Origin of the sequence: Streptomyces antnestii (genome assembly GCF_004005495.1) — a bacterium.
Taxonomy (GTDB): domain Bacteria; phylum Actinomycetota; class Actinomycetes; order Streptomycetales; family Streptomycetaceae; genus Streptomyces; species Streptomyces antnestii.
Genome location: NZ_RZYA01000007.1, coordinates 16,129 through 37,804 on the forward strand (window position 1 = coordinate 16,129; position 21,676 = coordinate 37,804).

A 21,676-nucleotide genomic window follows, 5' to 3' on the forward strand; every position below is an offset into this window, starting at 1 on the left:
GGTCAGTGTCGAGCGGTGAGGGTTTCGGGGTCCCATCCGCCGCGCGGGACGCTGTCGCGCAGCAGGCGGGTGTAGGGGTCCTGGGGGTTGTCGAGCACGTCGGCGGTGGGCCCTTGCTCGACGACTGCGCCGTGCCGCATGACGATCGTGTCGTCGGTGACCTGGCGGATGACGGCGAGATCGTGGCTGATGAACAGGTAGCTCACGCCACGCTTGCGCCGGATGTCCGAGAGCAGATTGAGGATCTGGGCCTGGATCGAGACGTCCAGGGCCGACACGGCCTCGTCGAGGATGAGGACGGCCGGATCGGCGGCGAGCGCGCGGGCGATGGCGACGCGCTGGCGCTGCCCTCCGGACAGTGACCTCGGCAGTGCCGCGAGCTGCCGGTCGTCGAGTCCGACGAGCTCGGCGAGTTCGCTCACGCGCTTCCTGGTCTCGTCGCGGCCGAGCCGGGAGTGCACGCCGACGACCTCCGCGAGGCAGTCGCCGACGCGCTGGCGGCGGTCGAGCGAGGTGTACGGGTCCTGGAAGACGATCTGGATGTCCCGGCCCCGCTCACGGCGGCTGCGGGCGGAACGCGCCGGATGGGTCCGGTCCTCGCCCCGGTACGTGATGCGGCCGCCTGAGGGACGCTCCAGGCCGATGATCATCCGCGCGGTGGTCGTCTTGCCGGAGCCGGACTCGCCGACGATGCCGAGGGATCCGCCCGGCGCGAGGGCGAAGCTCACGTCGGCGACCGCGGTCGCCTGGGCACGCCCGTGGCCGAACGTCTTGGTCAGGTGCTCGACCACGAGCAGCGGTTCGGTCATCGCTGGACCTCCTCGTTCGAAGCGGAGCCGACGTGCTCCTGCGGCACCAACTGGCCGCGCAGTGCGGGCATTCGGACACACCGGGTCTGCGACGGGCCGATCTGCAGCAGGGGCGGCACCCCCGCCCTGCACTCCTCCTCGGCGAAGCGGCAGCGCGGGGCGAACGCGCAGCCGTCCGGCGCCTCGTACGCGGTGGTGGGGTGACCGGCGATGGCGGGCAGCCGCTCGACGCGCCGGTCGATCTCGGGCCGAGCCTGCACCAGTGCGGCGGTGTAGGGGTGGAGCGGGTCCTCGTGCAGCCGCTTCGAATCCTGACGCTCCATCACCTGGCCCGCGTACAGCACGATCGTCTCGTCGCACACGGCGCCGGCGAGTTCCAGGTCGTGCGTGATGAAGAGCATCGCCATGCCGTACTCGCGCTGCATGCGCCGCAGGATCGCCATCACCTCCGCCTGCGTGGTGACGTCGAGCGCGGTCGTCGGCTCGTCCGCGAGGATGAGCCGGGGCCGCGCGGCGACCGCGGCGGCGATCATCACACGTTGCAGCAGACCGCCGGAGAGCTCGTGCGGGAACTGCCGCAGCCGGCGCTCCGGGTCGGAGATCCCGACCTCGGCGAGCAGCTCCTGCGCGCGCTTGCGGGCGGCGGACTTCGGCATCTTGTCGTTGATGCGCATCGCCTCGGTGAGGAAGTCGCCGATCGTGCGGACGGGGTTCGTGTAGGCCCGCGCGTCCTGGAAGATCATCGCGACGTCCTTGGCCCGGTAGGACCGCAGGGCGTCGGTGCGCAGGTCGAACACCTCGGCGCCGTCGAAGCGGACACCGCCCCGGACGTCGGCGCCGTCGGGGAGCAGGCGCGCGATGGTGCGCACCGTCATCGACTTGCCCGAGCCGGACTCGCCGACCAGGCCGAGCGTGCTGCCGCGGTCGAGCGAGAACGAGACGTCGCGCAGTACGGTGCGCAGCTCGCCCCCGACGGGCAACTGGACTGTCAGATCCTCGACTTCGAGAAGTGCGTTCACGAGCGGGCCTCCCAGCGCTCCGTGAGCCGGTCGCCGAGCATGTTGACGGCGCCGACGGTGATGACGATGAGCGCGCTGGCGTACAGGGCCTCCTGCGGGTGCTGCTGCAGCACACCGGCCATGCCGGTGCCGACCATCGCGCCCCAGTCCGAGGTCGGCGGCTGCACCCCGAGGCCGATGAAGGAGAGACCCGCGAGGTCCATCAGGGCGAACCCGAAGGCGAGGGTGGCGTTGGCGACGATCAGGCCGCCCACGTTGGGCAGGATGTGCCGCAGCGCGATCCGCATCCCGTGCACGCCCTGGACCTGCAGCGCCGCGATGTAGGGCAGGTTGCGCTCGCGCAGCGCGGCGCTCCGCACGATCCGTGCGATGTAGGGGATGTAGGCGATGGACAGCGCCACGACGGCGGCCGGCAGGCCGGAACCGAACAGGGCGGTCGCCAGGATCGCGAGGAGCAGGCCGGGGAAGGCGAACACCGCGTCGACGACGCGCACCACCATCTGGTCGAACCATCCGCCGAACCACACGGCCGCGAGCGCGAGGACCGTCCCGAGGAGCGTCGAGATCACCACGACGAGGAACGGCCCGACGAGGGCGGTCCGGGAGCCGTGGACGAGGCGCGCGAGCAGGTCCCGCCCGCTCGCGTCGGTGCCCAACAGGTGCGTACCGCTCGAACTCTGGTAAGCGCCCGAGAGATCGACGGTGTTCGGGTCGTGCGGCGAGAGGAGCGGCGCGAGGAGGGCGCAGCAGACGACGAGTCCGAGGAGCGTGACCGCCACCCAGCCGGACATGCCGATGCCGCTCGTGCGAAGCGTCGTCCGCCGGCCGGCCTTCCGGGCCCCGGTACGGCGTACCGCTGCTGTTGCGCTCATGAGTCCTTCTTCCCGATCGACACGCGCGGGTCGAGCAGTGTGTAGGCGATGTCGATGAGGGTGTTCAGCACGATGAAGGCGGCGACGTACAGCAGACAGATGGCCTGTACGACGGGGAAGTCCTTCTGCTGGACCGAGCTGACGAGGAACTGGCCGAGCCCGCCGAGCTGGAAGACCTGTTCCACGACGACGCTGCCCGCGATGAGGCCCGCGATCGTGAGGCCGGCGACGGTGAGCACCGGCATCGCGGCGTTGCGCATCACGTGTCTGCGCACGACGGCCCCGCGGGGCAGTCCGCGGCTGATCGCCGTCTGCACGTGATCGGCGGACAGCTCCGCGCGGACCGCGGTCTGGGCGAGTCGCGCGACGAACGCGACGGACGCGAGGGCGAGCGCGACCGACGGAAGGACCAGGTGGTAGACCTCGTCGAGGCCCGCGCGGCCGGCGCCGAACACCGGGAACCACTCCAGGTCGACCGCGAACACGACGATCAGCACGACCGCTCCGACGAAGGTCGGTACCGCCATGACCCCCGTCGCGCCGGCCATGGCCGACCGGGACAGCCAGCCGGGCCTGAGGCCGGCGAGCGTGCCGATGGCCAGACCGACCACCAGGACGATCGCCGCGGCCATGATGACGAGCAGTGTGGTCACCGAGGCGCGGCTGCCGACCAGCGACGACACCGGCTGGTTGTAGATGATCGAGGTGCCGAAGTCGCCGTGCAGCACGCCGCCCAGCCACCTCAGGTACTGCTGCCAGATGGAGTCGTCGAGGTGGTACTCGGCCTTGATCGCGGCGATCGCCTCGGGGGTCATGGTGCGGCCGTGCGTGAGATACGTGAGCGGGTTTCCCGGCGCGGCGTAGAGCGCTCCGAAGACGACCAGGCTCGCGATGAACAAGGTCACCACGAGGCCCGCGACGCGAACGGAGACGAACCGCAGGATCGCCCCGCCGTGCCGCCGCTTCGCCTTCGCCTCGGCCTGTCCTGACGGGACGGGTGAGGACGAGGGTGAGGGTGAGGGTGGGGTCATGGTCGCGTCGCTCATCGGGTCACCTCCGGCTGCGTGTGATGGACCGCGCGGCCGCCCACGACGGTTCGCAGCACGCGCGTGTCGAGCAGTTCCTCGAGCGGCCGGGCGAAGATGTCCCGGTCGAGCACGATGAAGTCGGCGTACAGCCCCTCGGCGAGGCGGCCGTGCAGGTGCTCGGAGCGGCTCGCCCAGGCGGCGTCACGCGTGGCGTGCACGATCGCGTCGGCGAGCGGCAGCGCGTAGTGCGCGAGGTTGGCGGGCAGCGACGGATCCAGTGCCGAACGCCGCGTCGCCGCGATGAACATGTTGGGCAGCGGCGCGTGCGGCGAGGTCGGGGAGTCGGTGCCGAGCACGAGGGTGGCCCCGGCGTCGGTCATCTCGGGCCAGGGGAAGCCGCGTTCGACCCGTTCGTCACCGAGTACACGTCGCCAGTTCTCCTGGATGGCCGGATCGGCGTGGACGGGCTGCATGCTCGCCGTGATGCCGAGTGCCGCGAGCCGGCCGATGTCCGCGGGGTCGACGACTTCTAGGTGTTCGATGCGGTGGCGGCGCTCCTTGGGGCCGTTGAGGGCGACGGCGTGCTCGACGGCGCCGATCGCGACGCGGGTCGCCTCGTCGCCGATGGCGTGCATGGCGACCTGGAGGCCGGCCGCGTCGGCGGCGGCCACCACGGGGGCGAGCTCGGCGAGGCTCCAGATCGGGTCGGCGTTCGTGCCGTTCGCGTAGGGCCTGCCGAGGGATGCGGTGCATCCGTCGACGGTTCCGTCGACCATGACCTTGATGCCGGTCACGCGCAGGAACGGGGTCGTCCGGTGGGTGGCGAGTTCGACCACGCGCTCGACCTGGGCGAGGTTCCGGGCCTCGTCGCCGGTGGGCTGGACGCGCCAGAACGCGCTGATGCGGGTGGTCAGTTGCCCCGCCGCGTCGGCACGGCGCATCGCCGCGTAGTCGTCCTCGTTCAGCGCCATCTCGGTCGAGCCGACGACCCCGGACTCGGCGTACGCGGCGAGGGCGACCGCCAGGGCCTCGTCGCGGTCGGAGTCCGTGGTGAAACCGTCGAGCACCGGCCACACGAGGTGGTGCATCGCGGTCTCGTCGACCAGGCCGGTGGCCGCGCCCGTCTCGTCCCGGTGGACCGTTCCCCCGGGCGGTGACGCGGTGGCGCCGTCGATGCCGACGTCGGTGAGGGCCGCCGAGTTCAGCCAGATCGAGTGGAAGTCGTAGGCCTGCGCGTAGACGGGCCGGTCGGCGACGACGGCGTCGAGCATGCCGCGGTCGGGTACGCCGCCAGGTATGTCACCGTGCTTCCACCCGGTGGCGAGCACGCGCGGTGCGTCGGGGTTCTCCCGCGCCCACGTCCCGATGCGCCGCTGGATCTCCTCCACGGTGTTGGCGCCCCAGAGATCGACCTGGGACGCCGCTTCGCCGGTGCCGACGACGTGCGCGTGGCCGTCGACGAATCCGGGGAGGACGGTCGAACCGTCGAGGTCGTGGACCAGGGCGTCCGGTCCGGCCACCCGTGTCGCGGTGGCCTCGTCGCCGACGTAGGCGAGCCTGTCGCCCACCACCACGAGCGACTCGGCCCAGGTGCGCCGGTCGGAGGTGAAGATGCGGGCGTTGCGGTAGAGATGAGCGGTCGTCGTGGTCACGTCGTTGTCCATCGGGTTCCTCTTCGTTCCTCAGAACTGGTCGAGACCCTCGCGGGCCGCGGTGTCGGGGTTGCCCGCCCGGTACTGGAGGGCGAAGCGGGGAAGGTCGAGAGAGGCCGTGAGCAACGTCCCCCACTGTTCGTGGCCCGGCTGGGACGTGTCGGCGTGGACGCACACCACGGCGCCTGCACCCTCGCCCCCGCAGAAGGCTGCCGCGCGCTCCGGCGCGGAGCGGCCCGACATGCCGCCCCGCACACCGCGCGCGTGCTCGTACCGCTCGGCCGACAGCGATTCCGGGGTGCCGGCGTCGCCGTCGGCGAGGGCGGGATCGAGGAAGTGGTTCGTGTGAACGACCCAGCCGTCGGTGCCGGGCCGCACCACGGCGATGCCGGCGGGTGACATCTCGATGGACGCCGCTTCGGCGTGACCGTCCCGGTAGCTCGCGACGGTCAGCACGGTCGACGCGCTCAGAGTGGCGGAGGCGGCGATGTCGCGGGCCTCCGCCACCGTCGTCGCCTCTTCCAAAACCCGACGCGCGACGGCATGGACGGGTACTCCGCCGGTGGCGCTGTCGGAGCGGTGCCTCAGGATGTTGAAGTGCAGGCCGAGGCCGGCGTCGTTGACCCCGATCTTCGTGGCCGTGCCGAACTCGGTGAAGAGCTTCACCCGGCGCCCTGTTCCGGTCGCGAGCGACAGCAGGAGGCCGTCCGGGGTGAGCGCGTCGTGCCAGTCCCACGTCTGGATCGTCTCGGGTGGCCCGCCGTTGGGCGGCGCGTACACGGCGGTCGTGCACTCGCCCTTCCCGGGGGGCGCCGCGGCGAGCACCTCGGTCCGTGCGCCGACCGCGGCCACGTGCCACGGCTCGACCCCGGCCGCCTCGGCGATTCCGTCGGACTCCTCGGCCAGACCCGGGTACCAGTCGCGCAAGGCGTCGTGACTGCGGGCGGCGGTGTCGCGGACGGTCGTCCCCGAGATGCCCAGAACCTCGAAATGCGCGAGGTACCGGGCGCTGACGTCACGCACCTGGTCCGCGTATCGCGTGCCGATCTCGCGTCCACGGGCGTGGGGGTCGGAAGTGGTCGTGCGAAGTGTGTGCAGCTTCATCGTGTTGCCGTTCGACCTTTGCTGTTGCTCTTCGACCTTTGCTTGTGAGGCCAGTCACAGTGAGAAGTGGGCGACACGCTAAGTTGGTAAAACGTTTAATACAACGGTGTGCGTCATGTCACTTTCCGCGCCCGGGCGGTAGCGGAAAGTGCAGATGGAGGAGGTCGTCGTGGCTCGCTCGAAGGGCGTGACCATTCGCGATGTCGCCCAGCGCGCGGGGGTTTCCGTCGCGGCCGTCTCGATGGCGCTCAACGACACCGGGACACTGAGCGCGGCCACGCGACTGCGCATCCGCGCCACAGCCGAGGAGATGGAGTACCAGGCCGACGCGCTCGCGCGAGGTCTGCGGGGTTCGCCGGTGGGGGCGATCGGACTCGTCATGCGATCACTGGACGCGCTGAGCGAGTACGCGCCGCCGGGCGTCGACTTGTTCACCCGCTACATCGGCGCCGCCTCGGCGCAGGCGATGGACCGCGGACTCAGTCTGATGCTCGTGCGTGACCCGACCAAGCGGCCGACACCACCACTCGCGCTGTCGCTCGACGGCTACATCGTGACGATGCCTCACGTGGACGATCCGGTGATCGATCTCCTCGAACGGCGCGGGATCCCGTACGTGACGCTGGGGCGCGATCCCAGCCGCCCCGACTTCACCGACTGGGCCACCGAGGACGAGATCTCCACCTTCCGGCGCATCTACGAGCACTTCGCCGCAGCCGGTGCCCGGTCGATCGTCCTGTTGCGCGGAACCGACCCCAACGCGTGGAACATCGACAGCGAGGCGACGTACCGCGCATGGTGCGAGAGCGTCGGGATCACGCCGCGCGTCTACCTGTCGGCCGAGCGCGCCGGCGAACGCGGCGGCGAGGAGGTGGCGCAGGCGATCGTGGACGACGAGATCCCCGATGCGATCCTGTGCCACACGGGCCGTCAGGCGGCCGGTGTGCTCACGGGCCTCACGGCTCGTGGCGTCGCCGTACCCGACCGGACGCTGCTCGCCACGGCTTCCGACTCCGAGCACACCCGGCACAGCAGGCCCGCCATCTCGGCGGTCGAACTCCACGCCGAGGAAACGACGTTGGCGCTGCTCGACCTCCTCCAGGCGCGCATCGCGGGCGAGCCGAGCGCGGGCCCGATCCTGACGACGGGCCGGTTCCGGGTACGGGCGTCTTCCCGGCGGGCCCACACGAGCGGCTGACACGCCCCCCGTTCACCGGAAGCCCTCCCGTACGACGCATCCACCTGGGTAGCACCCGGAACACCACCTGCGCCGTTCCGGATGGCAGGCGACTCGCCGCCCCGCCACCGTCCCCGGCCAGGGCACACCTCCGAGCCCGACCGTCACGCCCTGACCCGCCCGCGATCTCGCGTACCGACCGGCCGGGGTCTCCGTCAGCTCGTCCCGGCGGCGAGGACGCGGCGGGCGGCGAGCGTGGCCGAGTGGACGGCGGCCTCGCTGTTGGGGCGGAGCGCCACCCAGTCGCCGGCGTAGTCGACACGGCGCAGGGGGCGTTCGAGGAACGCCCGCCGCAGGCGCAGCGCGTCCGGTGTCGCTTCCGGCAGGCCGTTGGGCCAGCGCACCACGATGGCCGTACGCGTAGCCTCGGTCAGGCCCGGCAGATACCGCTCGGCGTGTGCGCTGACTTCGGACACGATCTCGTCGTCGGTACGTTCAAGCAGGCGCGCCGACGCGTACGGCGAGACGAACAGGCTGAGCAGACCGCGGCCGGACGGTACCCGGTCGGGTGCCCTGATGTGGTCGAGGACGACTCCGGCGCACACCTGGTCATCCGCGGCCCGGACATGAAGGGCGTAGGACGGCCGGCGGGTCGGGCTCGGCAGGGGTCGGTCCAGCAAGCACAGAACCTTCAGCATCGGGCGGTAGGTGCTCGCCGCCAGGTAGGGACGCTCGTCGTCCGGGACATCGGCGTGGAGCGTGAGCGCCACCGGCGCGGGCACGGCCAGCACGGCGCGTCCGGCGGTCACCGTCTTGCCATCGGCCAGGTCGAGGCTTACGGTGCGCGGGCCCGGCTTGACCGCGACGACTGCGTTTCCGGTGACGACGTCAAGGCGGTCGGCCAGCGCACGGGTCAGGGTGTCCATGCCGTTCCGGTAGGTCACCCAGCGCGCTCCGGCGCCGCCGACGGCGAGCAGCAGCGCGGCCATCGGACCGATCGCCGACCGCTCCGGTTGCCAGCCGAAGAAGCCACCGGCCATGGGCTGCAACAGGCAGTCGTACACGTCGCGGTGGTAGCGATGGGCGTATTCCGCGATGGTCGCGTCGCCCAGCGGTGTCGCCTCGGGGCGGTCCTGGTCGAAGCCGTTCCTGTGCCGCATGAGCGCCGCGGTGAACCGCAGCCAGGACAGCCGGCCGCGCCAGGACATTCCGGCGCCGGTCAGCAGACCCGCCGGATGACCGAAGTTGGCATGGGCGCGCCCGTCACGCCACAGCGCGATGCGGCCGCCCACCGGAACGACGGCGTCCTCGGCCAGGCCGACCGCCCGGATCAGCTGCCAGGTGTTGTCGTAGCCCCGGACCGCGATGCTCTCCGCGCCCTCGTCGAGGACAAAGCCCTCGTGGCGGCGGCCCGCCATCCGCCCGCCGACCCGGGTGCACGCCTCGTACACGCGCACCGATCTGCCGGTCTCCGCCAGGTGGAAGGCGGTGGCCAGGCCCGAGATCCCGGCCCCCACCACAGCGACGTCGACGTCTGTGTCAGCCATCGGCAGTTCACCTCTCGTGTAGATATATCGATACGAACGCCCCGGGACTCGCGCGGTCCGCCCTCCGGAGCGGCGGTGCGGGTCAGGTCCAGTGCCCGCAGCCGTGCGGCGGGGCCCCGTCGAGCAGCCGGTCCCGCAGCTCCTGCCGCCGCACCTTGCCCGTCGCGGTGAGCGGAAGCTGGTCGAGGCGCAGGAGCGCCGGCTCGCCGAGGGGCGGCAGATCGGCCACGGCCCGCTGCCACGCCTCGCGGGCGAGCGTGCCGTCCCGGGTCACCAGGACCGGCAGCGGCAAACCGCTCGCCCGGCCGAGCACCACCGCCTCGACGACGTCCGGCAGCCGGTCGTGGAGCACGTCCTCGATCTCGACACAGCTGCCGCCCGGGACCGTGTCCACCTCGCGGTCGAGCAGGAGCATCCGGCCGGACCGGGTGGCGACGCCGAGGTCCCCGGTGGCGAACCAGCCACCGGCGGACTTGGCCAGGAGCCGCTCCTGTTCACCTGCGTATCCCGCGCACAGGGCACGGGTACGCGCCATCACCAGGCCGGGCTCACCGCGCGGAACCCGCCGGTAGGTGACCGGGTCCACCACCCGCAGCCTCGTCCGGCCGGGAACCGGACGGCCCAGGTCGCGAGTTGTGGGGTGCCGCTCCCCGGACACGCGCACCGACCTGCGGGTGAAGCAGCGGAAGGTGAGCGGCCCGGTCTCGGACTGCCCCCAGACCTGTACCCACAGCGGCAGGCGGCGGCGTGTGGCGGCGAGGTAGGTGCGCACCGTGGGCGGGTGGATCGCGTCGAAGGTGTTGATGTACAGGCGCACGTCACGGAACGGGTTGTCCGGTGCTGTGGCGAGCGACTGCCAGCGCACGAAGGCCGAGGGGGTGGCCTCCAGGGTGGTCGGGGGGTGGGCGCGCAGGAGGGGTTCGGCATGCTGCGGATCGAAGCTGTCCAGGAGGAGCACCTTGCGCGGGGCGAGCCAGAACGCGCTGAGCGACCAGGTGAGGCCGCGCCCGTGGGCGTACGACGTGGCCTGGGCGACGGTGTCGTCGCGCCGGCTGGCCACCATCGGCCAGCGCCGTGCCTCGGCCGCGGCGAGCCGGTGGACCAGCGAGGTGGTGGTGTGGACGACCAGCTTGGGCGTCCCGGTGGTGCCCGAGGTGTGCATGATGGCCAACGGGGCGTCGTCGGGGCGGCGTTGAGGGGGCGGCGGCCTGTGTCCGCGTACGTCCGCCAGAGGGACGGCGCCGGGGGCGGCGCCGGGCGCGGGGGCGTCGAGCGTGAGGGTGCGGCGGGTGAAGGCGGTCAGGTCGGTCCCGGCGGCGCGGGCGGCCGCGAGTGTGTCCGAGGTGGTGACCAGGGCGGTGGCGTCGAGGCGCTTCAGCAGCAGTTGGAGTGTCTCGGGAGGGAGGTTGCCGGAGATCAGCGCGGGCACCGCGCCGATGCGGGCGGCCGCGCAGGCGAGCAGGACGTAGTCCCAGTGGTTGGGCTTGATCACGGCAACTCTGTCGCCCCGCGCGATGCCCAGACCGGCGAGCCAGCCCGCGGCTTGCGCCACCAGTTCGGCGATGTTCTCGATGCCGTACGTCGTCCGGCCGTCGTGCGCGATGTCCAGCGGGCGGCTCAGGTGCACCTGCGTCCCGGTGCCGCGGTCGGCCAGGATGTCGAAGAACGGACCGGGTTCGAGCGATTTCATCTCACGTCCTTGTCTCACTGGATCAGGGTTCCGCGGATCCGGGTTCCGCGGATCCGGGTTCCGCGGATCCGGGTTCCGCGGATCCGGGTTCCGTGGGTCAGGGTTCCGTGGGTCAAACCGGGGCGGCCATCAGCAGGTTGGCCGCCACCAGCGCGGCGACCAGGACCCGGTGTGCCCGGATCCCGATGAGCCGGCCGCGCAGGATGTCGCCGCGCACGATGCCGACCGTGAACTGCGTGATGCGGGCCGCCGTCACGGGAAGGAGGGCCAGCGGGAACCACCACGGTGCGATCCCCAGGAGGGCCGCCGCGACGATCACCGCGGTCTCCAGGGCGGAGAGCGCGCCGATGAACACGGCGTTGCCGCGGCGGGAGAGCAGACACGCGACGGTGGGCCGCCCCACCGCACGGTCGCCGGCGATGTCGTTCGTGTTCGAGTACACGCCGAAGAGGAGCGGACCCAGGCCGAACAGGAAGGTCTCCACCGCGGCGAGGCCGGCCGCCTCGCCGGTGAGCAGGCCGTACAGCGGCAGCACGAAGAACCAGCCGACGGCGGCGAGGAACAACTCCTGGAACCCCCGGTGGCCGAGTCGCAGGCCCCACGAGTACTGCGGGACGAGGAAACCGGCGGTCACGACGCTGAGCACGGCCCACATCGGCCGGTGGGGCGCGAGATACAGAGCAGCCGCCCAGAACAGCACGCCGGCGGCGAGCACCGTGCCGGCGAAGCGGACGGCGTCCCTCTCGGTCAGGACGCCGGCCAGCAGCGGTTTACGGGCGATTCTGCGCACCGGCGCGTCCGTACCGTAGTTCGCGAGATCGCTGCCGTCGCGGTACCCGGCGATGTCGTCCAGCGCGACCGACGCGCTGACCAGGCACACCTCGCCCAGCAGGAAGGCCGCCAGGGTCGCCACCGACGGTGCGTCGAGGTGGCGGCCGCTGAGGGGAAGCAGCGACACCACGACGAGCAGGCTCAGGTAGTAGTCGTACATGCCGAGCTTGGCCAGCCGCAGATAGGCGGGCAGACGCGCCGTCATGCGCCGGCCGGGCCGGGCGGCGAGCACACGGGGCGGGTGCGCGGTGGCGGTGCCCGTAGTCGTCTCACCGGCCATGGATACTCCCTGCTCGCAGACCGTCGAAGACAATGGCGCCGTCGAAGACCGTGGCGCCGTCGAAGACCGTGGCGCCGTCGAAGACAATGGCGCCGTCGAAGACCGTGGCGCCGTCGGGTCGGGGACCGCAGCGCCGTCGCAGACCGTCGTGCCGTCCCGGTGTCCTCGATCCGCTGAACACCGCTGCCGCTCGCCGGCGCCGGTCACCACGGCATGGGTGCGGTCGCGCTCGCTCATCGGGAGGCTCCCTCGCAGGTCGAGGCGGTACGCGGCACGTCCGGGCCTTGCGTGGCCGCGCGCCGCGCCAGGGTGCTTCGGCAGACCTTTCCGGTCGGACCGAGAGGCAGTTGATCCAGCGTCAGTAGCTGCTCGGGCAGCTTGCGGCGCTCCAGCCCCCGCTCGCGTTCCAGGAACGCCTGGAGCTCTTTGAGGGTGGGAGGTTCGGTGCCGGGGCGCTTCGCCACGCAGGCACACATGCGCTCGCCGAGCTCGGGGTCGGGCACCGGGACGCAGGCCGCGTCGGCGATCCCCGGGTGCGCGCCGATGTGACGCTCGACCTCGGCCGGGCTGATCGTGTAGCCGCCGCGGATGACGGTGCTGCGGAGCCGGTCGAGCACCCACAACTCCCCGTCGCCGTCGACGAGTCCGCGATCCCCCGTCCGCACCCAGCCGTCCGGGGTGCGGTGGGCGGCGTCGAGCTCGGGCGCACCCAGGTAGCACCGGGGTGTCATCGGGCCGCGGGCCTGGATCTCGCCCGCCTCCCCGGAGGGCAGCGGCCGGCCGTCCGGCCCGACGACGCGGATCTCGGCCACGGCGGGGTCGGCACGGCCTGCCCTGCGGGTGTCCGTGGCCGGACAGGCCCATGTCGTATGGCAGTTGACGCCATCGGTCGATCCGTAGATGTTCACCACGGGGCAGCCGAATCTGCCGAGGGCGGCGCGCAGCGTCTCGGGCGGCAGGGGCGCGGCGCTGGAGACGACGGCGCGGAGCGACGAGAGGTCCTCGCCGGGCGTCCACGGCGCCTCCGCCATGCGGCGCAGCATCGTGGGTACGGCGAAGACGTGGCTCGGCCGATGCTCGGTCACGGCACTCAGCGCCAGGGTCGCCTCGAAGCGGTCCAGCAGCACGAGCGTCCCGCCGTGCCGGACGAGTACGACCAGGCCGAGCGAGCCGTACGAGGACGCGAGCGGCATCAGGACCAGGCATCGCAGGGGATCCGCGCCGCGGCGCAGAGCGCTGACGTAGTTGCCGCGGCCGCCGGCCAGGGCGTTGTGCGAGTAGGCGACCATCTTCGGCCGGTCCTCGGAACCGGAGGAGACCAGGATCCGGGCCGGTGTCTCCGCATCGACGGCGACCGGTTCCCACGGCTCACCCTCCGGGCGGCCGACGAGCCACGGATCCAGCGGAACGCAGCCGTCCGGCGACGCGCCGAAGACGGCGACGGTCCGCAGGTACGGGAGGTCGGCTCGCAGGTCGGCCAGGGTCCGCGCGAGCGGGACGCCGTCCCATTCGGCCGTGGTGATCACGGCGCGGGCGCGCGACCTGCCGAGCAGGGCCAGGGAGTCCTGGCGGCCGCGCCCCACCGGATAGGGCAGCGCCACGGCACCGATCGCGGCCAGGGCGAGGTCCGCGGCAAGCGCCCGCCGGCCGCTGGGCAGTTGGACGCCGACCACGTCGCCCGCGCCGATGCCGAGCGCCACGAACCCGGTGGCGAGGCGCCGGGCATGCCGGTCGAGAGTCGCGTAGTCGAGCGTCCCCTCAGGGTCGACGACAGCCGGGCGCTCGGGGTGGGCCACCACGTGCGCGCGGAACAGCGAGTAGAGGTCGCGGTCGGGCACGAGCCCCTGCTCGACGTACCGGCGGCGCAGTCGCGCCGGTACCCGGTCGGGTACGTCGATGCCTTGGGCCGATGCCCAGGTCGCCGTCATGCGGTGAACTCCCAGGGCCTGCCGGGCAGTACACAGTCGTCCCGGATCAGCGCGGCGCTGAAACGCGGGTCGGCGGCCAGCTCGGTGAGGTCGGTGCAGAGCGGGACCGGGGGCGCGGGCTGGCGCGGGTCGGACGCGGCGCCGCGTCCGTGCGCGGTCAGTACCGTCGCGGCGGAGAGCAGGGAGGTGTGCACCCGTCGGCCGTGCCCGGTGGCGGCGCGCGCCAGCAGCGCGGCGAGCACTCCTTCCGCGCAGACCAGGCCGCCGAGCACATCGAGCAGCGTCATCAGTGAGGGGGTCGGTGGCTCGCCGGGCCGCGCGGTCAGCTCGGCAAGGCCGGCGCCGGCCTGCACCACGTAGTCGGTGCCGATCGGCGGGGTGGGGCCCATGGCGTCGCCCCAGCCGGACGCCCAGGCGTGGACGAGGCCGGGCCGGACACCGGCCAGATCGGCGGCGTCGAGCTGCCATGCGGCCGCCTTGCCGGGGGCCCAGTTGTGCAGGAACACGTCCGCGTCGCGGACGAGTTCGCGCACCGTGCCGCGGCCACCGGGGGTGCGCAGGTCCGCCTCGACGGCCTCCTTGCCGCGGTTGAGCGCGAGGAACCGGGCCGAGCAGTCGCCCGCCATCGGTGCGGTTCCGCGCATCGGGTCGCCGCCCGGCGGTTCGACCCGGATCACCCTGGCCCCGAGCAGGGCGAGTGCGTGGCCGGCGAGCGGCCCCTGCACCCGCCCGGTGGACTCGACGACCACCAGCCCGGCGAGCGGTCGGTGCGGCGCGGGAGGCGGCACGGCGGGTGACAGCCCCGGGGTGGCGTGCCGGTCCGCGGGCAGTGGTGTGACGGTCCAGGGAGCCCGAGGCGGGGCGAGAAGCTCCTCCCGGCCGAGGTCGCGCACGCGCAGTACGCTGACGCCCGCTTGAGCGGCCGCGGTACGGATCACGGAGTAGGGAGTCCGCGCGGTGGCGCGGTGGAGTTCGGCGGGGAGCGGGCAGACGCCGGTGGCGTACCGGTGCTGGAACGGCGGCCAGCCTCTGCGGATCGCGGAAAGGTCGGCACCGAGCACGGCCCAGAACCGCTGCCACACCTCGGCGTCGAGCGTCTCGATCTCGAACCTGACCCCGTCGCCGCTGGTGAACGGTGGCGCGGCGGCATCCGGCGCGGTGGGCGGCGCCGGGATGCGCACGTCGTCGGCCGCGGTCGCCACCGCCAGGTACTGACCGACGGCGAGCAGGGCGCCCTGGGCGACGGAGGTGCGGACCTCGTCGATCCGTACGCCGCGCCTGGCGGCATGGAGAGCGGCGAGCGCACCGGTCACGGCGAGCACGCCGGTCACCGCTTCGGCGTAGTCGAGGCGGAGCGGCGTGGGTCGGCCGTACCTGCGCCCGTGCACGTGGGCGATGCCGCAGGCGGCCTGCACGTCGGCCTCGCTCGCCAGCGGCAGCTCGACCGGTCCCGCCCAGTCGATGGCGCAGGTGAGTACGTGCGGTTCGGCACCGGCACCGGCACCGCATGCGATGCCGAGGGTGCCCGCCCCCTCGGCATCGGGCCCCTGCGCGTCCTGGGCGATCTCGCAGCCGAGGCGCGCCAGGTGGTCCGCGGCGACGGCGAGCGCTGTCGAGCTGCCGACGGCCGTCGCCGAGGTCCCGGCCAGTGGCTGGTTCGGCTCGGACGTCCGTGGCGCGTCGGTGCTTACGACTTTGCCTACGGTCATGCGGGCCGCCGCCCCTGGACGGAGTAGATGACGCACGAGCTGGCCCGGAACTCAGGATGCCGCATGACCTGGCGCACCTCGGCCAGTTCCGCGTCGGTCATCCCGGCGGCGACCAGTTGGTCACGTAGCTGGTGGGTGAGGTGGATCAGGAGGTGGACGCCGGGCGAGCCGGCGTGCCAGGGCACCACGTAGGGCACCGGGTCGACATCGACCAGGCCCGCTTCCCGCATGGCCGCCGCCGCGCGCCGCCCCCAGGCGCCGTCCGCTCCCGCGTCCGCGAACAGGCGCGCCTTGGCCGCCAGGAACCGCTCGTACAGTTCACCGGCGGCGCGACTCGGCGCGAGCAGCACCGGACCGTAGTCGATGTCGAACTCGTCGATCTGCAGCCAGCCGCCCGGTCGCAGCGCGCGCATCATCGCGGCGAGCGCCGCGTGCCGCTCGGCCAGGTGCCGCAGCACCAGACGGGAGAGGACGAGGTCGAAAGCCTCCTGGGGCAGCGGGTCGCGCACCACGTCGTGCCGCTGGACTCGCAGGCCGGGAGCCGCGGGGATGTGCACCGGGTTGACGTCCGTTGCCAGCACCTGCCCGGTGGGCGCCACTCGTTCGGCCAGCCAGGAGGCGATGCTGCCGCCGCCGGCGCCCACTTCGAGGCAGTGCCAGCCGTCGGTCACACCGGTGGCGACGAGGCGGGCGGTCGTGATCGGGTCGAGGGACGCCGCGAGGCAGCGGTGGTGCTCGTCCGCGTGGACGTTGTCGTTGTCAAAGACGTATCCCTCGCCGGACGTTGAGGCCGCGACGGCCGGCGTGGGGAAGGGGGTCTTCACCGGGGCTCCTGACGTGGTGGAACGTATGTGACGGGGTGAACCGGTGAGGCCGGGCGGTGGCCGCCCGGCCTCAGGTGCGGCCGGCTGTCCTCACGAGGAGAAGGAGCCGGCGACCTGCCCGGTGTGCATCCCGTATCCGGGCTGGATCGGGATCCCTGGGGTCAGGCAGAGCGGGTCCGCGTGCAGATAGACGGTCCGCGAGGTCTGGTTGTTCAGGACGTGCGAGACCGTGGGAAGGGCCGTGCAGCCGTGCGGGTCGGGGTAGACCGTCAGCGGGAGCAGTTCGCTGCTGAACACGACCACTTGGTCGGTGTCGGCCCGGGATCCCTGGGCGTTCTGTGCGGCTGCGGAGCCCGTGGAAGCGAGGACGAGGCCGGCGGCCAACGTGGCGAGGAGCGCGCTACGACGCATGGATTCACCTCTCGGGAAGGGGGAGCCGCCGGAACACTCCGGCGGCTCCGTGTGGCCTGCTCAGGTCACTTGAACTGAACGTCGACCTTGTAGACGCCGGGCTTCTGGGCCGTGACGGTCGCCTCTCCGTTGACGCCGTTGTAGGCCCCGGTGCCACCCTCCACCACGGCCTTGAACGTGTACGGGTAGTCGAGCGGGTTGACGTCGATCGGGGCCTGGGCGCTCAGGTTGAGCTCGTCACCGTTGGCGAAGATGACGTACGCGCCGCACTGGGCGTCCAGCTTCGTGGGGCTCTCGATGCCGTCGACGCCGCAGGTGTCGAAGGTCTTGCCGATCTGCTTGCCCGAGGCGTCGAGCACCGGGCCGTTGCCGGCGAAGCTTCCGCCCAGGGTGGGAGTCTGGGGGATGGACGTGGCCTTGGTGTAGTCAATGGTGAAGCTCAGCGGCGCGGGAGCATCCGCCAGGGCCGGTGCCGCGCCGGCGAGGCCGAGGCCACCGGCGAGGGACGCGGTGGCGACGGCGGCGGCGATGCGCTTGCCCATAGCAATTTTCTGCATGAAGTCTCCTTGGACGTCTCGGGCCCGGTTGCCCGACGACATCCACAGTTGATCACAGGGCGTAGCCAATCGATCATGAAGTGCGACACGCTCGAATCTCTGAACTATCCGGCGCCATAGGGGCGCTCACCAGCGCTTTTGTCCCAAGCGGCCACACCTGCCAGGCACACCATATTCACTACGGAGAGTGAGTAAGGTACTCCGATCAGACGTCCGGGCCTGTCGCGCCCGGGTGCCCCGGCCGGGCTGCTGACACGATGCGCCGCAGGTGGGGGGCGGCAGTGGGCCGGCCTCCAGTCCTGGCGATAGGAGCCTGGTGAGGAGAGAGGCGCGGATGGTGCGCGAGCTGGTCGTCGTAGGTCTCGGATACGTGGGGCTTCCGCTCGCCAGAACCGCCGGAGCCGCCGGGCTCACGGTCACCGGGCTGGACGTGTCGGACCAGGTCGTCGCCGGCCTTCGCGCAGGGCGCTCACACGTCAAGGACATCGGCGACGCCGACGTGGAGGGGATGCTGGCCGCGGGGTTCACCGCGACCACGGATCCCGCCGTCCTCGCCGGGGCGGAGACGGTGGCGATCTGTGTCCCCACCTCGCTCGGGGCCGACGGGACGCCCGATCTCGGCCCCCTGACGCGGGCGGCCGGCGCGGTGGCCGAGCATCTGCGGCCGGGCACCCTCCTCGTGGTCGAGTCGACCTCCCACCCGGGCACCACCAGTGACGTGATCCGGCCGATCCTGGAGCGCACGGGGCTCGTCGCGGGAACCGACTTCTACCTGGCGTACTCGCCGGAACGGATCGACCCGGGCAATCACGAGTTCGGGATCACCAACACCCCCAAGGTCGTCGGCGGACACACACCGCTGTGCGCCAAGCGCTGCGCCGCGTTCTACGAACGCTTCGTCGACACCGTGGTGATCGCCGGCGGCACGCGCGAGGCGGAGCTCGCCAAGCTGCTGGAGAACACCTACCGGAACGTCAACATCGCCCTGGTCAACGAGTTCGCGATGTACTGCCACGGGCTCGGCGTCGACGTCTGGGACGTCCTGCGCTGCGCGGCGACGAAGCCCTTCGGGTACCAGCCCTTCCGGCCCGGCGCGGGGGTCGGCGGCCACTGCATTCCGGTGGACCCCGTGTATCTGACGCACCAGGCGCGCCGGGAGGGGTTCAGCTTCCGGACGGTCGCCGCCGCACAGGCGGTGAACCACGCGATGCCCGACCATGTGGCGCAGCGGGTGACCGGGCTGCTCGGCGAGGCCGGGCGCCGGATCGAGGGAGCCGAGGTGCTGCTGCTCGGCGTGAGCTACAAGCCGGACATCGACGACCTGCGCGAGACACCCGCGACCGCGGTGGCACGGTGCCTGACCGGGCTCGGCGCCACGGTCCGCTTCCACGACCCGCACGTGGCGCGGTTCCCCGTGGACGGAACGGTCCTTGACCGGGTGGACCGGCCGTACCACGCCGCCATGCGCGCCGACATCAGCGTCCTGCTGCAGGGGCACCGCTCCTACGACCTGGACCGCCTTGCCCGCTCCGCCGCGCTGCTCTTCGACACGACGGGCCGGGCCTGCGGGGAGCGGGTGGTACGGCTGTGACTCATGCGCCGGGGGCCACCGGCGCATGAGTCACCGGTCCGTGCCGGGGCCGCCGGTGGCGAACGCGCAGACCGCGTCGGCGATGTGCTCCACCTGCGCGTCGGTGAGCAGCGGGTGCACGGGGATCGACAGGGTGCACCGGCTCGCCCGCTCGGCCCCCGGCCACCGGCGGCCCGCCGGCGCGTAGGGCGCGAAGGCCGCCTGGGCGGGCAGCGGCCGCGGATAGTACACATGGGCGGCGATGCCGCGCTGGGCCAGATGGTCGCGCAGCGCGTCCCGCCGCTCGGTCAGCAGCGTGTAGACGTAGTAGCAGCGGCCGTTGCGGCCCGGGGGCGGTGCGAGCAGCCCGTGCTCGGCGAGGGGGCCGAACCGCTCGGCGTAGTAGTCGGCGATCCGCGCCCGGCGCTCGAGGCGGGCCGGGAAGCCGGGCAGCCGGTGGAGCAGGAACTCCGCTTGGATCTCGTCGAACCGGCTGTTGTGGCCGATCACGTGGTGCAGGAAGCGGTGGCGTCCGTCCTGACCATGGTTGCGCAACATGCGGACGGTGCGGGCCAGTTCGGAGTCGTCGGTCACAACGGCCCCGCCCTCGCCGGCCGTGCCGAAGCTCTTGACCTGGACGAACGAGTACAGCCCGGCATCGCCCCACAGTCCGGCCGGTCGGCCGTCGAGCACCGCGCCCTGGGCGACCGCGGAGTCCTCGACCACCCGCACGCCGTGCCGCCGCGCGATCTCCAGCAGGCGGGGCATGTCGGCCATCACCGAGTAGATGTGCGCCGGGAGCAGCACCTTGGTGCGTTCGGTGAGACATGCCTCGGCGTCGGACGGGTCGATCACCAGCATCCGCGGGTCGATGTCGGCGAACACCGGCGTGGCGCCCAGGTTGACCACGGTGCTCGCCAGCGGCGCGCATCCGTACGCGGGGACGATGACCTCGTCGCCCTCCCCCACTCCCATCGCGTGCAGGATCAGGGTGAGTGCCGAGGTGCCGCTGGAGCACGCGACGGCGTCCGCGGCGCCGACGCTCGCGGCGAGCTCCTTCTCGAAGCGGGCGGTGGCGTCACCGAGGATGAACCGCTGTTCCGGCCCGGTGCCGACCGCCCGCACGATGTCGAACAGGGTGTCGTGGTCGGCCTCGAAGATGTCGGGCGGAAAGAACTCGATCACGCTGCTTCCTCCTGTGCGAACGCCCGGATCGTCTCGCAGACGTGGTCCACCTGATCCATCGTCAGGTCCGGGTGGAACGGCAGGGCCAGGGTCCGCCGGCACGCGGCCTCGGCGTGCGGGAAGTCCCCTTCGTCGTAGCCGAGTTGGGCGAAACAGGGCTGACGGTGCAGGGGCACCGGGTAGTACGTCTCCGTTCCGATGCCGCGCTGGGCCAGGAACGCGGCCAGTGCGTCCCGGTGCCGGACCTCGATGAGATAGACGTAATACACGGGATTGGTCGCGGAGGTGCGTGCGACGACGGTCGGCAGCCGCAGGATTCCCGGCACCGTGGCGAGGCGTTCGGTGTAGGCGGCGGCGAGCTCCGCGCGCCGCGCGATGTCGGCGTCCAGACGGTCGAGTTTGGCCAGCAGGACGGCCGCCTGGATGTCGTCCGCCTTGCTGTTCTGGCCGGCTTGCGTGGTCTCCGTCGAGATCCGCCGGAAGTCCCCGAGTGTGGGCCCGAACCTGCCGTGGTGCCGCAGCGCGCCGACGGTCTCGGCGATCCGGTCGTCGTCGGTGAGCACCGCGCCGGCGTCGCCGAGCGCCCCGAGTGTCTTGGTCGGGAAGAACGACAGGACGCCGCCGGCGCCGAGCAGCCCCGCGTGCTTCCCGTTCCAGCGCATGCCGATGGCCTCGGCGCTGTCCTCGACGATCGTGAGCCCGTGGTCGGCGGCGACCCCGGCAAGGGCGTCCATGTCGGCCATCTGACAGAACAGGTGGACCGGCATGACGAACCGGGTACGCGGCGTGATCGCGGCCGCGACCGACTCCGGGTCGAGGGCGTAGCTGACCGGGTCGATGTCGGCGAACACCGGCCGGCCGCCGGCCAGGACGACCGAGGAGGCGGAGGCCACGAAGGTGAAGGCCGGGACGACGACCTCGTCGCCGGGACGCAGCCCGGCCGCGCGCAGCAGCAGGACGAGCGCGTCGGTGCCGCTGTTGACGGCGACGGCGTGCCGCGCACCGGTGTACGCGGCCAGCGCCCGCTCGAACTCGGCGACCTTCTGACCGTGGGAGAACTTCCCGCTCCCGGCCACCTCCGTGAGGTGGCGCCGGACCTCCGGCCAGATTCGCTCGAACGATTCCACCTGAGTGAAGAAGGGCACCGGTGGAGACGGCGCCCGTGGCGGTTCGACGAGGCCGCACTCGGTCAGTGAGGTGGGCTGCAAGGGATCTCCCGCGAGGTCGGGTGAAGGGTGCGACAGCCTGGACCGGCGGTGCGTTTCCCCTCGTGAGCAGCCGACCACGATGCCGTCGGCCCGGCTCGGGCCCGGTCACCGGCGCGCCGGTGGGGGCACGTTCACCCGGTCGGCGGCCGGTGTCGGGAGCGTCGCGTTGACATCCCCATTGAAGATCGAAAACCTACGCAAAGCCGACAGTTGATCAATACAGGTACGGCTGAACAGAGGCATGGAAAGTGGCATGGAAAGGGGGAGGCGGGCCC

General features: G+C 72.1%; 19 protein-coding genes. 2 read left to right on the forward strand and 17 right to left on the reverse strand.

Translation table 11 applies throughout. The features are described from left to right. Positions 1–2 precede the first annotated feature (2 nt). From EOT10_RS16395 to EOT10_RS16420, 6 genes are read right to left on the reverse strand one after another with little or no spacing between them, the layout of a single operon-like run. Entirely contained in the window at positions 3–809 is an 807-nt protein-coding gene (locus EOT10_RS16395; protein ID WP_127828961.1) for an ABC transporter ATP-binding protein, read from the reverse strand. Then, the gene (locus tag EOT10_RS16400; protein ID WP_127828962.1) at positions 806–1,828 is read right to left on the reverse strand and encodes an ABC transporter ATP-binding protein; all 1,023 of its coding nucleotides are present in this window, start codon (positions 1,826–1,828) and stop codon (positions 806–808) included. The genes EOT10_RS16395 and EOT10_RS16400 overlap by 4 nt, the downstream gene beginning before the upstream one ends. Then, positions 1,825–2,700 carry an ABC transporter permease gene (locus EOT10_RS16405; protein ID WP_127828963.1) on the reverse strand — a complete coding sequence of 292 codons (876 nt, stop codon included), beginning with the start codon at positions 2,698–2,700 and terminating at the stop codon, positions 1,825–1,827. Before EOT10_RS16405 ends, EOT10_RS16400 begins: the two co-directional genes overlap by 4 nt. Continuing rightward, positions 2,697–3,746 (reverse strand): ABC transporter permease, encoded by a 1,050-nt coding sequence (locus tag EOT10_RS16410; RefSeq protein ID WP_223281003.1) that lies wholly within the window; start codon positions 3,744–3,746, stop codon positions 2,697–2,699. Before EOT10_RS16410 ends, EOT10_RS16405 begins: the two co-directional genes overlap by 4 nt. Continuing rightward, the gene (locus EOT10_RS16415) at positions 3,743–5,392 is read right to left on the reverse strand and encodes an amidohydrolase (RefSeq protein WP_127828964.1); all 1,650 of its coding nucleotides are present in this window, start codon (positions 5,390–5,392) and stop codon (positions 3,743–3,745) included. Before EOT10_RS16415 ends, EOT10_RS16410 begins: the two co-directional genes overlap by 4 nt. An 18-nt stretch (positions 5,393–5,410) precedes the next feature. Continuing rightward, the gene (locus EOT10_RS16420) at positions 5,411–6,484 is read right to left on the reverse strand and encodes a C45 family autoproteolytic acyltransferase/hydrolase (protein ID WP_127828965.1); all 1,074 of its coding nucleotides are present in this window, start codon (positions 6,482–6,484) and stop codon (positions 5,411–5,413) included. 169 nt (positions 6,485–6,653) lie between these two features. On the opposite strand from EOT10_RS16420, the gene EOT10_RS16425 reads away from it, so the two are divergent. Beyond that, entirely contained in the window at positions 6,654–7,682 is a 1,029-nt protein-coding gene (locus EOT10_RS16425) for a LacI family DNA-binding transcriptional regulator (RefSeq protein ID WP_223281004.1), read from the forward strand. Between the two features lie 194 nt (positions 7,683–7,876). On the opposite strand, the gene EOT10_RS16430 is transcribed toward EOT10_RS16425, so the two are convergent. The 9 genes from EOT10_RS16430 to EOT10_RS16470 form a co-directional block, all read right to left on the reverse strand. After that, positions 7,877–9,208: a protoporphyrinogen/coproporphyrinogen oxidase gene (locus EOT10_RS16430; RefSeq protein ID WP_127828967.1), complete on the reverse strand. Its 1,332-nt coding sequence runs from the start codon at positions 9,206–9,208 to the stop codon at positions 7,877–7,879. Between the two features lie 82 nt (positions 9,209–9,290). Beyond that, entirely contained in the window at positions 9,291–10,898 is a 1,608-nt protein-coding gene (locus EOT10_RS16435) for a class I adenylate-forming enzyme family protein (RefSeq protein WP_127828968.1), read from the reverse strand. A 112-nt stretch (positions 10,899–11,010) separates the two neighbouring features. Then, entirely contained in the window at positions 11,011–12,009 is a 999-nt protein-coding gene (locus tag EOT10_RS16440) for a UbiA family prenyltransferase (RefSeq protein ID WP_223281005.1), read from the reverse strand. After that, positions 11,999–12,190 carry a hypothetical protein gene (locus EOT10_RS16445; protein WP_127828969.1) on the reverse strand — a complete coding sequence of 64 codons (192 nt, stop codon included), beginning with the start codon at positions 12,188–12,190 and terminating at the stop codon, positions 11,999–12,001. The genes EOT10_RS16440 and EOT10_RS16445 overlap by 11 nt, the downstream gene beginning before the upstream one ends. Positions 12,191–12,242: 52 nt before the next feature. Beyond that, the gene (locus EOT10_RS16450) at positions 12,243–13,937 is read right to left on the reverse strand and encodes a class I adenylate-forming enzyme family protein (RefSeq protein WP_127828970.1); all 1,695 of its coding nucleotides are present in this window, start codon (positions 13,935–13,937) and stop codon (positions 12,243–12,245) included. Beyond that, a complete protein-coding gene (locus tag EOT10_RS16455; protein ID WP_127828971.1) occupies positions 13,934–15,646 on the reverse strand; it encodes a CoA transferase in 1,713 nt (570 codons plus the stop codon). The genes EOT10_RS16450 and EOT10_RS16455 overlap by 4 nt, the downstream gene beginning before the upstream one ends. Further along, a complete protein-coding gene (locus tag EOT10_RS16460) occupies positions 15,643–16,470 on the reverse strand; it encodes a class I SAM-dependent methyltransferase (protein ID WP_127828972.1) in 828 nt (275 codons plus the stop codon). Before EOT10_RS16460 ends, EOT10_RS16455 begins: the two co-directional genes overlap by 4 nt. A 90-nt stretch (positions 16,471–16,560) precedes the next feature. Continuing rightward, complete coding sequence (locus EOT10_RS16465; protein ID WP_127828973.1) at positions 16,561–16,881, reverse strand: hypothetical protein; 321 nt, start codon at positions 16,879–16,881, stop codon at positions 16,561–16,563. A 65-nt stretch (positions 16,882–16,946) separates the two neighbouring features. Then, positions 16,947–17,438, reverse strand: a complete 492-nt coding sequence (locus EOT10_RS16470) for a hypothetical protein (RefSeq protein WP_127828974.1) — start codon at positions 17,436–17,438, stop codon at positions 16,947–16,949. Positions 17,439–17,772: 334 nt separating this feature from the next. Between EOT10_RS16470 and EOT10_RS16475 the strand changes: the two genes are divergently transcribed. Then, positions 17,773–19,029 (forward strand): nucleotide sugar dehydrogenase, encoded by a 1,257-nt coding sequence (locus EOT10_RS16475; RefSeq protein ID WP_127828975.1) that lies wholly within the window; start codon positions 17,773–17,775, stop codon positions 19,027–19,029. A 30-nt stretch (positions 19,030–19,059) separates the two neighbouring features. Here EOT10_RS16475 and EOT10_RS16480 read toward each other — a convergent pair whose 3' ends face one another. Together EOT10_RS16480 and EOT10_RS16485 are read right to left on the reverse strand one after the other, a co-directional pair. Continuing rightward, positions 19,060–20,193, reverse strand: a complete 1,134-nt coding sequence (locus EOT10_RS16480) for a DegT/DnrJ/EryC1/StrS family aminotransferase (protein WP_127828976.1) — start codon at positions 20,191–20,193, stop codon at positions 19,060–19,062. Next, positions 20,190–21,320 (reverse strand): DegT/DnrJ/EryC1/StrS family aminotransferase, encoded by a 1,131-nt coding sequence (locus tag EOT10_RS16485; protein WP_223281006.1) that lies wholly within the window; start codon positions 21,318–21,320, stop codon positions 20,190–20,192. Before EOT10_RS16485 ends, EOT10_RS16480 begins: the two co-directional genes overlap by 4 nt. Positions 21,321–21,676: the final 356 nt, after the last annotated feature.

What these genes read in the sequence shown, in the direction of transcription:
- EOT10_RS16410 (WP_223281003.1), bottom strand. Translation starts at nt 3,746, where the DNA reads ATGAGCGACGCGACCATGACCCCACCCTCACCCTCACCCTCGTCCTCA.
- EOT10_RS16450 (WP_127828970.1), bottom strand. Translation starts at nt 13,937, where the DNA reads ATGACGGCGACCTGGGCATCGGCCCAAGGCATCGACGTACCCGACCGG.
- EOT10_RS16475 (WP_127828975.1), top strand. Translation starts at nt 17,773, where the DNA reads ATGGTGCGCGAGCTGGTCGTCGTAGGTCTCGGATACGTGGGGCTTCCG.
- EOT10_RS16430 (WP_127828967.1), bottom strand. Translation starts at nt 9,208, where the DNA reads ATGGCTGACACAGACGTCGACGTCGCTGTGGTGGGGGCCGGGATCTCG.
- EOT10_RS16415 (WP_127828964.1), bottom strand. Translation starts at nt 5,392, where the DNA reads ATGGACAACGACGTGACCACGACGACCGCTCATCTCTACCGCAACGCC.
- EOT10_RS16470 (WP_127828974.1), bottom strand. Translation starts at nt 17,438, where the DNA reads ATGCAGAAAATTGCTATGGGCAAGCGCATCGCCGCCGCCGTCGCCACC.
- EOT10_RS16405 (WP_127828963.1), bottom strand. Translation starts at nt 2,700, where the DNA reads ATGAGCGCAACAGCAGCGGTACGCCGTACCGGGGCCCGGAAGGCCGGC.
- EOT10_RS16465 (WP_127828973.1), bottom strand. Translation starts at nt 16,881, where the DNA reads ATGCGTCGTAGCGCGCTCCTCGCCACGTTGGCCGCCGGCCTCGTCCTC.
- EOT10_RS16435 (WP_127828968.1), bottom strand. Translation starts at nt 10,898, where the DNA reads ATGAAATCGCTCGAACCCGGTCCGTTCTTCGACATCCTGGCCGACCGC.
- EOT10_RS16440 (WP_223281005.1), bottom strand. Translation starts at nt 12,009, where the DNA reads ATGGCCGGTGAGACGACTACGGGCACCGCCACCGCGCACCCGCCCCGT.
- EOT10_RS16455 (WP_127828971.1), bottom strand. Translation starts at nt 15,646, where the DNA reads ATGACCGTAGGCAAAGTCGTAAGCACCGACGCGCCACGGACGTCCGAG.
- EOT10_RS16420 (WP_127828965.1), bottom strand. Translation starts at nt 6,484, where the DNA reads ATGAAGCTGCACACACTTCGCACGACCACTTCCGACCCCCACGCCCGT.
- EOT10_RS16395 (WP_127828961.1), bottom strand. Translation starts at nt 809, where the DNA reads ATGACCGAACCGCTGCTCGTGGTCGAGCACCTGACCAAGACGTTCGGC.